This window comes from Actinophytocola gossypii (assembly GCF_025165815.1).
GTDB lineage: Bacteria > Actinomycetota > Actinomycetes > Mycobacteriales > Pseudonocardiaceae > Actinophytocola > Actinophytocola gossypii.
Genome location: NZ_JAFFZE010000024.1, coordinates 162,441 through 171,678, shown reverse-complemented (window position 1 = coordinate 171,678; position 9,238 = coordinate 162,441). Strand labels below are relative to the sequence as shown.

7 protein-coding genes are annotated in these 9,238 nt (G+C 72.1%); 4 read left to right on the top strand and 3 right to left on the bottom strand.

What is annotated here, in order from left to right; genetic code table 11:
* Positions 1-478 precede the first annotated feature (478 nt).
* Both glnA and JT362_RS30315 read right to left on the bottom strand, forming a co-directional pair.
* Positions 479-1,822: a type I glutamate--ammonia ligase gene (glnA, locus tag JT362_RS30320; RefSeq protein ID WP_260195253.1), complete on the bottom strand. Its 1,344-nt coding sequence runs from the start codon at positions 1,820-1,822 to the stop codon at positions 479-481.
* A 24-nt stretch (positions 1,823-1,846) separates the two neighbouring features.
* Entirely contained in the window at positions 1,847-3,127 is a 1,281-nt protein-coding gene (locus tag JT362_RS30315) for an MFS transporter (RefSeq protein WP_260195252.1), read from the bottom strand.
* Between the two features lie 71 nt (positions 3,128-3,198).
* Between JT362_RS30315 and JT362_RS30310 the strand changes: the two genes are divergently transcribed.
* Genes JT362_RS30310 through sigJ form a run of 4 tightly spaced genes read left to right on the top strand, consistent with a single transcriptional unit; the run spans position 3,199 to position 7,501 of the window.
* Entirely contained in the window at positions 3,199-4,155 is a 957-nt protein-coding gene (locus JT362_RS30310) for a GlxA family transcriptional regulator (protein WP_260195251.1), read from the top strand.
* Between the two features lie 45 nt (positions 4,156-4,200).
* A complete protein-coding gene (locus tag JT362_RS30305) occupies positions 4,201-4,893 on the top strand; it encodes an LppX_LprAFG lipoprotein (RefSeq protein ID WP_260195250.1) in 693 nt (230 codons plus the stop codon).
* Entirely contained in the window at positions 4,893-6,644 is a 1,752-nt protein-coding gene (locus JT362_RS30300) for an MFS transporter (protein ID WP_260195249.1), read from the top strand. Before JT362_RS30305 ends, JT362_RS30300 begins: the two co-directional genes overlap by 1 nt.
* Entirely contained in the window at positions 6,623-7,501 is an 879-nt protein-coding gene (sigJ, locus tag JT362_RS30295) for an RNA polymerase sigma factor SigJ (RefSeq protein WP_260195248.1), read from the top strand. The genes JT362_RS30300 and sigJ overlap by 22 nt, the downstream gene beginning before the upstream one ends.
* 3 nt (positions 7,502-7,504) lie before the next feature.
* On the opposite strand, the gene JT362_RS30290 is transcribed toward sigJ, so the two are convergent.
* Positions 7,505-9,061 (bottom strand): alpha/beta hydrolase, encoded by a 1,557-nt coding sequence (locus JT362_RS30290; RefSeq protein ID WP_260195270.1) that lies wholly within the window; start codon positions 9,059-9,061, stop codon positions 7,505-7,507.
* Positions 9,062-9,238 lie beyond the last annotated feature (177 nt).

Genomic DNA, 9,238 nt, shown 5'->3' with positions numbered 1-9,238 from the left:
CTGAGCCAGGATCAAACTCTCCAATAATGCTTTATCAGAGAAATCCCAGCAAAAACCTGTCCAAAAGGCCAGGCACAAGCTCACTAGCATTCATCGGCACACTGTTGAGTTCTCAAACAACACACGCACATCTTTCATGACCCGCGTTTAAGCGAATCAATCGAGAGACGCTAGTTGGTTTCCTGCTGTGTTGGGAACCGTAGCACTCCCTACTTGGGAGACCTCGAAGGGGTCTCGCTTGGGAGGAGAACCGGATCCCTGCGCCGCAACACTCTATCTGGTCCGCTCCGCGATGTCAACTCGCTCGGCCCAGCTCGCTGCCAGCCACTGAAGCGTATCACTGGCTTGCGGTCCGCGTCGACCGGGTCTGGCTCGTTACTTCCTGGCCCGTTCGCCGCGCTGTGCGACGAGAGAAAAGTTAGCGAGTCCGGACGGGCAAAGTCAAATCGGCTGGTCAGAGGCGGTTTTCGCGCGAACGTCAGAGCAGCGGGAGGAGCGTGCGGAGCTCGTAGGGGGTCACCGAGCGCCGGTAGGCGTCCCACTCGTTGCGCTTGTTCCGGTGGAAGAAGTCGTAGACGTGCTCGCCGAGCGTCTCGGCCAGCAGCTCCGAGTTCTCCAGCTCCGCGAGCGCCTCCCCGAGGTTCTGCGGCAGCAGCTTGTACCCGGCCGCGCGGCGCTCGGCGTCGGTCAGCGACCACACGTCGTCCTCGGCCGCCGGCGGCAGCTCGTACCCCTCCTGCACGCCCTTCAGGCCGGCTGCCAAGATCACCGCGTAGGCCAGGTAGGGGTTACAGGCCGAGTCCAGGCTCCGGATCTCCACCCGACGGGAGGACGCCTTTCCAGGTGAGTACATCGGCACGCGGACCAGCGCGGACCGGTTCGCGTGACCCCAGCACACCGCTGACGGGGCCTCCCCTCCCGAGATCAGGCGTTTGTACGAGTTGACCCACTGGTTGGTCACCGCCGAGATCTCGCGCGCGTGCCGCAGCAGGCCGGCGACGAACGCCTTGCCGGTCGCGGAGAGCTCGTAGGGGTCCTCGCTGTCGTAGAACGCGTTGCGGTCGCCCTCGAACAGGCTCACGTGCGTATGCATGCCCGATCCGGGCTGGTCGGAGAAGGGTTTGGGCATGAACGAGGCCCGCACGCCCTCGGTGATCGCGACCTCCTTGACCACGTACCGGAACGTCATGACGTTGTCCGCCATGGTCAGCGCGTCGGCGTAGCGCAGGTCGATCTCCTGCTGCCCGGGCGCGCCCTCGTGGTGGCTGAACTCGACCGAGATGCCCATCGCCTCGAGGGTCTCGATGGCGTGCCGGCGGAAGTGCGTCGCGGTGGCGTGGCTGGCCTGGTCGAAGTACCCGCCGTTGTCCGCCGGCACCGGCTCGCGGCCGTCCTCGTACAGCTCGCTGAGCAGGAAGAACTCGATCTCCGGGTGCACGTAGCAGGTGAAGCCCGCCTCGCTCGCCTTGGCCAGCGTGCGGCGCAGCACGTGCCGGGGGTCGGCCCAGGACGGGGAGCCGTCTGGCATGGCGATGTCGCAGAACATGCGCGCGGAGTAGTGGTGGCCGTCCGGGGTCTCCCAGGGCAGGACCTGGAACGTCGCCGGGTCGGGGCGCGCGACCATGTCGGACTCGGTGACCCGGGCGAACCCCTCGATGGCGGAGCCGTCGAAGCCGATGCCCTCGGCGAACGCTCCCTCCAGCTCCGCCGGCGCGACCGCGACGGACTTGAGGAAGCCCAGCACGTCGGTGAACCAGAGGCGGACGAAGCGGATGTCCCGCTCCTCGAGGGTGCGGAGCACGAACTCCTGCTGACGATCCATGTCCGGCAGCCTAGGTAGATCGTGTTAACGGCGTGTTTCCGCCAGGTCGGCAACGGGTTCGGTGTGCCGGATCGGGCGAATCGCGAGCGACAGTGCCGCGGCGAGCACGCACAGTCCGCCGGCGGCGAACCAGGCCAGGTCGTAGTTCCCACGCAGGTCACGGACCAGGCCGGCGCCGAGCGCGGCGAGTGCGGCGCCGACCTGGTGGGAGGCGAACACCCAGCCGAACACGACCGGGCCCGCGTCGCCGAACCGGTCGCGGCACAGCGCGACGGTCGGCGGCACGGTGGCGATCCAGTCCAGGCCGTAGAAGACGATGAACACCCACATGCTCGGCTCGGTGTCCGGTGCGAACAGCGACGGCAGGACCAGCAGCGACAGGCCGCGCAGCGTGTAGTAGGCGCCGAGCAGCAGGCGCGGGTCGACCCGGTCGGTCAGCCAGCCGGACAGGATCGTGCCGGCGATGTCGAACAGGCCGACGAGCGCGAGCAGGGACGCGGCCGTGGTGTGCGGCATGCCGTGGTCGTGCGCCGCCGAGACGAAGTGGGTGCCGACCAGACCGTTGGTGGACGCGCCGCAGATCGCGAAGCCGCCGGCGAGCAGCCAGAACGTCCTGGTCCGGGCGGCGCCGCGGAGCGCGCGCAGTGCCCGGGCGGCGCTGCTGCCGACGACCGGGGCCGGCGCGGTCGCGTGGCCGGGCGGGGCGCCGTAGGCCGTGGTGCCGAAGTCGGCCGGGTCGCGCAGGAGCCGCAGTACCAGCGGGACGACCGCGAGCGCGCAGGCCGCGACGACCAGTGCCGGGACGCGCCAGCCGTGGTCGGTGGCGAGGGCGGCGACGAGTGGGAGGAACACCAGCTGGCCGGTGGCGCCCGCGGCGGTGAGGACGCCGCTGACCAGGCCGCGGTGCCGCACGAACCAGCGGCTTGTGACGGTCGCCACGAAGGCCATCGACATCGCGCCGGTGCCGGTGCCGACCAGCACGCCCCAGCACAGCAGCAGCTGCCAGCTCGCGGTCATGAAGACGGTCAGCCCGCTGCCGGCGGCGACCAGGACCAGCGCGCCGGCGACCACGCGGCGCATGCCGAGCCGGTCCATCAGTGCCGCGGCGAACGGGCTGATCAGGCCGAACAGCACCAGGTTGATCGACACCGCGGCCGAGATCGTGGCCCTCGGCCAGCCGAACTCCTCGTGCAGCGGGTCGATCAGCACGCTCGGCACCGCGCGGAAGCCGGCCGCGCCGATCAGTGTGACGAACGCCGCACCGGCGACCCACCAGGCCCGGTGCACTCGCGAGATCCGAATCACGCGGACCAGCGTCGAGGATCTCCCGCGTGGCGACGAGTGGCCTGATCGCCAATATCTGAAAGAATCCGGCCATGCATGAGGTCGCCGTGCTCGCGCTGGACACCGTGATCGGCTACGACCTGGCCATCCCGCCGCAGATCCTCGGCCAGGCGACCGGCGAGGACGGTGAGCCGCTGTACCGGGTGCGGGTGTGCGGACTCGACACGTCACCCGTCCGGGTGCTCGCCGGCTACTCGATCGTGCCGGACTTCGGGGCGGAGATCCTGGCCGAGGCGGACACCGTGATCGTCCCCGGCTCGCAGCTGCACGGGCCCCGGCGCACCGGGGAGCTGCCGGCGCCGGTGGCGGACGCGCTGGCCACGGTGCCCGCGCACGCCAGGGTGATGTCGATCTGCACCGGCGCGTTCGTGCTCGGCGCGGCGGGGCTGCTGGACGGGCGGCCGGCGACGACCCACTGGGCGCACGCGGACACGTTCCGCACGCTGTACCCGAACGTGTTGCTCGACGAGAACGTGTTGTTCGTCGACGACGGAGAGGTACTGACCTCGGCGGGACTCGGCGCGGGGGTGGACCTGTGCCTGCACGTGCTGCGGCGCGACCACGGCGCCGAGGTGGCGAACCGGGTGGCGCGGTACTGCGTGGTGCCGCCGTGGCGGGAGGGTGGCCAGTCCCAGTTCATCGACCGGCACGTGCCGGACGGCGGCACCGACGGCACGGCGCCGACCAGGGCGTGGGCGCTGCGCCACCTCGACCGGCCGCTCGACCTGGCCACGCTGGCGGGGCACGCGCGGATGAGCGTGCGCACGTTCTCCCGGCGGTTCCGGGCGGAGACGGGCCTGTCCCCCGGCGTGTGGCTGGGCCAGCAGCGGGTGCGGCACGCGATGCACCTGCTGGAGTCGACCGACCTCGCGGTGGACGTGGTCGCCGAGCGGGCCGGGCTGGGTACCGGGGCGTCGCTGCGGCAGCACATGCGGGCGGCGCACGGGGTGTCGCCGCTGGCGTACCGGAAGACGTTCCGGGCCGGTTGAGCGGACTCGCCACGACTCTCAGGATCGCGGTTCTACGATTCCGGCATGAAGCGCCGGATCCTGCTCGCCGTGCTCGCGTGCGCGGCCGTGGCAGCCACCGCCTGTTCGTCCGACGAGCCCGCCGGTGACCTGCCGGACGGGGCCGAACTGTTGGCGGACGCGGCGGCGTCGACGGCGGAGATCCGGTCGGCGCACTTCACGCTGACGGTGAACGGCGAGGTGCCGGGGCTGGACGTGCGCAGCGCCGACGGGGACCTGACCCGCGAGGGCGGTGACGGCGGCGCGGCGCGCGGCACGGTGTCGATGACGCTGATGGGCAGCCTGTTCGAGGGCGAGTTCGTGCTGGTCGGCGACACGGCCTGGATCAAGGGCCCGACCGGCGACTTCCAGGAGCTGCCGGCGGCGATGGTGGCCAACCTGTACGACCCGGCGGCCATCCTCGACCCGGAGCGCGGGGTGGCGAACGTGCTGTCCAACGTGCGGGAGCCGGTCACCGAGGGCGCCGAGGACCTCGACGGGGTGGCCACCTACCGGGTGAAGGGCACGGTCGCGCGGGACGTCATCTCGACGCTGGTGCCCGGGCTCGACTCGGACGTGGACGTGACGTTCTGGCTGCGGCGGGACGAGGGCCACCAGCCGGTGAAGGCCAGCGTGGCGGTGCCGGCCGACGGCGACCCGACCGTCGACGTCACCCTCTCCGACGTGGGCAAGCAGGTCGACATCACGCCGCCGAGCTGATGACCGCGCCACTGACCGACGCGCCGGCCGGGCGCGGGCGGGCGATCGCGATCGGGGCGGGCGGGCTCGCGGTGCTGCTCGGCGCGCTGGACACCTACGTGGTGGTCAGCGTGCTCCGGCAGATCATCGACGACCTGCAGATCCCGGTGAACCGGCTCGAACGGGTGACCCCGATCGTGACCGGGTACCTGCTGGGGTACGTGGCCGCGATGCCGCTGCTCGGGCAGGCGTCGGACCGGTTCGGGCGCAAGGCGATGCTGCAGGTGTGCCTGGCCGGGTTCCTGGTCGGTTCGGCGGTCACCGCGCTCGCCGGGAACCTGGTCGTGCTGGTCGTCGGCCGGGTGGTGCAGGGCGTGGCGAGCGGCGCGCTGCTGCCGGTGACGATGGCGCTGGTGGCTGACCTGTGGGCGGAGCGGCGGCGGTCGACGGTGCTGGGCGCGGTCGGGGCGGCGCAGGAGCTGGGGTCGGTGCTCGGACCGCTGTACGGGATCGCGATCGCCGCGGTGGCCGGGTGGCGCGGGGTGTTCTGGGTGAACGTGCCGCTGGCTGTGTTCGCGATGGTGGCGGTGTACTTCACGGTGCCGTCGGCGCGGGCGGCCGCGCGGGGAGCGGCGCGGGTGGCCGCGCGGGCGGCGGGCGACTCCGGTGCGGCCACGCCGTCCCCGCACGCGATCCGACCGGCAGACGAAGCCGGCAACGCTGGTGCGGCGACGAACGACACCGTGGCGGCGGCGCGTACGGACGGGCACGGGCCCCGGCAGGCGGTGGACGACGCCGGCAACGCGGCCGGGCCGCCACCCGCGCACGCGGCCCGGCCGGCGGTGGACGTCGTGGGCGCCGCGTTGTTGACCGTGGTGCTCGGCACGGCCGTGGTCGGGCTGTACAACCCGGAACCGAGGGACCGGGTGCTGCCGCCGTGGGGGGTGCCGCTGCTGGTCGTGGCCGCGGTGGCGCTGGTGTGCTTCGTGGTCTGGGAGAAGCGGGCGCGGACGAAGCTGATCGACCCGCGCGGGGTGTCGCTCGTGCCGTTCCTGGCCGCGCTGGGGGCGAGTCTCGCGGCGGGTGCGGCGCTGATGGTGACGTTGGTGAACGTCGACCTGTTCGCCCAGACCCTGCTCGGTCGGGACGACACCGGCAGCGTGCTGCTGCTGGTCCGGTTCCTGGTGGCGTTGCCGGTGGGCGCGCTGGTGGGCGGGTGGCTGGCGGCCCGGTTCGGCGACCGGTGGCCGGCGGTGGCCGGGATGCTGGTCGCGGCGGTGGGCTTCCTGCTGATCTCGGGCTGGCCGGTGGAGGTGCTGGCGGCCAGGCACGACCTCGGGTTCGTGTCGCTGCCCCGGCTGGACACCGACCTCGCGGTGACCGGGCTCGGGCTGGGGCTGGTCATCGCGCCGCTGTCGGCCGCGGCGCTGCGGGTGGTGCCGGAGTCGCAGCACGGGGTGGCCGCCGCGGGAGTGGTGGTGGCGCGGATGACCGGGATGCTGGTCGGTGTCGCGGCGCTCGCGGCCTGGGGGCTGCACCGGTTCCACTCGCTGACCGCCGAGCTGGACACGCCGCTGCCGTTCGGCAAGCCGCCGGAGCAGGCGGAGGCCGAGCTCGCCGCCTATCGTGCGGCGGTGAACGACGCGCTGCTGACCCAGTACACGGAGATCTTCTTCATCACCGCCTTCGTGTGCGTCGCGGGTGCCGTGCTGGCGCTGTTCGTGACGGGACGGGACGGATGGCGCGGAACATGGCACCGAACACCGGAGTGATCGAGCGGTTCGACGAGCACCGCGGCCGGCTGCGCGCGGTCGCGTACCGGATGCTGGGCTCGCTCAGCGAGGCCGACGACGCGGTGCAGGAGACGTGGCTGCGGTACGACCGCACCGACGTGGCCGAGGTGGACAACCTGGCCGCCTGGCTGACCACGGTGGTGTCCCGGGTCTGCCTGAACATGCTGCGCTCCCGGGAGACGCGGCGGGAGGAACCGCTGGAGGTGCACCTGCCCGACCCGCTGGTCAGTCGAGCGGACGTGCCCGACCCCGAGCAGGAGGCACTGCTGGCCGACTCGGTCGGGCTGGCCATGCTGGTGGTGCTCGACACACTGGCACCGCCCGAGCGGCTGGCGTTCGTGCTGCACGACATGTTCGCGGTGCCGTTCGACGAGATCGCTCCGATGCTCGACCGGAGTGCCACCGCGACCAGGCAGCTGGCCAGCCGGGCGCGGCGCAGGGTGCGGGACGCGGCCCCGGCGCCCGACCAGGACCTGGCGAGCCAGCGCAAGGTGGTGGACGCGTTCTTCGCCGCCGCCCGCGACGGCGATCTGGACGCGCTGGTGTCCGTGCTGGACCCGGAGGTCGTGCTGCGGGCCGACGGCGGGGGCGCGCGCGGGCGGCCGACGTTCGCGGTGCGCGGGACGCGGAACGTGCTGGAGCACACGGTCACCGGCACCCGCTGGGCGTCGGCCGTGCGGCCCGCGCTGGTCAACGGCGGCGCCGGGGTCGTGGTGGCGACCGAGGACCAGGTGTGGTCGGTGATGGCCTTCACCGTGGTGAACGGGCGGATCGTCGCCATCGACGTGCTCTGGGACCCGGAGCGGCTGGCCGGCCTGGACCTCGGTGCCGGGTAGCGGTCACGGCTGGCAGCGGGTTCCTTCCCCGGGCACGGTGCCGTCGACCAGGTACGCGGTGCCAGCGTCGTCGACGCACGGGTTGCCCTGCAGGAACACGGTGTGCTGGGTGGCCTCGTAGGTGAGCAGCGCGCCGCCGAGCGCGTCGGCCAGGGCGACGCCGGCCTGGTAGGGGGTGGCCGGGTCGCCTGTGGTGGAGATCACCAGTACCGGTGGGATGCCCTCGACGTCGGGCAGGTGGGGTTCGCCGGTGTTGGGCACGGGCCAGAACGCGCAGCTGTCCCTGGCGGGGCTGGGCGGGTTGCCGTGGTCGAGGAACGGCGCGGCGTCCAGGTACCGCTGGCCGAGGAACCGCACCTGTGCCGGCTCGGTGATCCGGGGGTCGTCGACGCAGCGGATCGCGACGAAGGCGTCCTGGGTGGTGGAGTACTCGCCGTCGCGGCCGCGTTCGAGGTACAGGTCGGCCAGCGACATGAGCGTGCTGCCCTGCCCCTGGGAGAGCTCGGTGAGGCCGGTCTTGAGGTGCTCCCACAGCTGCTGGGAGTACAGCGCCTGGATCACGCCGGTGGTCGCGTCCTCGTAGGAGAGCGGGCGGCCGTCCGGCAGCTCGATCGGGTTGTCGGCGAGCGGCCGGGTCAGGTCCTGGAACGCGGTGGTCGCGGTCGCCGCGGAGTCGAACGGGCACTCGCCCTGGTCGACGCACCAGGCGACGAAGTCGTCGAACGCCTCCTGGAAGCCCTTGCCCTGGGCGACGACCTCGTCCTCGGGGCTCTTGGTCGGGTCGACCGCGCCGTCGAGGACCATGGCGCGCACGTTCTCCGGGAACGTCTCGGCGTAGGTGCTGCCGATCCGGGTGCCGTAGGAGAAGCCGAGGTAGGTGAGCTTCTCGTCGCCCAGGGCGGAGCGGAGCACGTCCATGTCCTTGACGACGTCGCGGGTGCCGAGGTTGGCGAGCATCTCCTCGCCGAACTCGGTCCGCTCGACGCACTTGGTCGCGTAGTCGCGGTTCTCCTGCTCGGTCTCGGTCACGCCGGCCCCGGTCGCGTCGATCTCGACGTCGTCGGCCCGGTCCGCGTCGCGCTCGTCGCCGGTCAGGCACTCGATGGTGGGCTCGCTGGAGCCGACGCCGCGCGGGTCGAAGCCGACGAAGTCGAACCGGGCGGCCAGGTCGTCGTTCTCCGCGCCGAGGGCCGCCGCGGTGGACAGGCCGGCGACGCCCGGTCCGCCGGGGTTGATCAGCAGCGAGCCGATCCGCTCGGCCGGGTTCGACGCGGGCCTGCGCAGCACGCCGATCCGGATGGTCTCGCCGCCCGGGTCCGTGTAGTCGAGCGGCACGGTCAGGTGGGTGCACTGCACGGCGGGATCGGCCAGCGGCTGGGCGTCCAGGTCGCTGGAGGCGTAGTCGACGCACTTCTCCCAGGTCAGCGCCTGGCCGTAGAACTCGTCCAGCCCGTCGGGCACCTCGCCGGCCGGGCCCGCGCTCTCCTCGAATGGCAGCTCGGGCCCGGACGCCCCGTCGACCGACGACGTGCAGCCGGCCGCCACCAGGGCGAGGATCATGGCGAGGACGGGGGCCGCACGGCGCCGGGATCGGGTCAGGGTTCGGGTCACACGCCCGATCCTGCCAAAGCGGAGTGAATAGGCTGTGTTGGTTGGCCAGGAACCACACGGCGCGGTTCACCGTTACCGTGCAGGGGCAGTGACCGAGCGAGCAAGGAGGTGAGCGTCGGGTGGCGG

Coding starts and splice junctions, on each gene's coding strand:
- JT362_RS30305 (WP_260195250.1), top strand. CDS start 4,201: ATGAAGCGCCGGATCCTGCTCGCCGTGCTCGCGTGCGCGGCCGTGGCA.
- sigJ (WP_260195248.1), top strand. CDS start 6,623: ATGGCACCGAACACCGGAGTGATCGAGCGGTTCGACGAGCACCGCGGC.
- JT362_RS30300 (WP_260195249.1), top strand. CDS start 4,893: ATGACCGCGCCACTGACCGACGCGCCGGCCGGGCGCGGGCGGGCGATC.
- JT362_RS30290 (WP_260195270.1), bottom strand. CDS start 9,061: ATGATCCTCGCCCTGGTGGCGGCCGGCTGCACGTCGTCGGTCGACGGG.
- glnA (WP_260195253.1), bottom strand. CDS start 1,822: ATGGATCGTCAGCAGGAGTTCGTGCTCCGCACCCTCGAGGAGCGGGAC.
- JT362_RS30310 (WP_260195251.1), top strand. CDS start 3,199: ATGCATGAGGTCGCCGTGCTCGCGCTGGACACCGTGATCGGCTACGAC.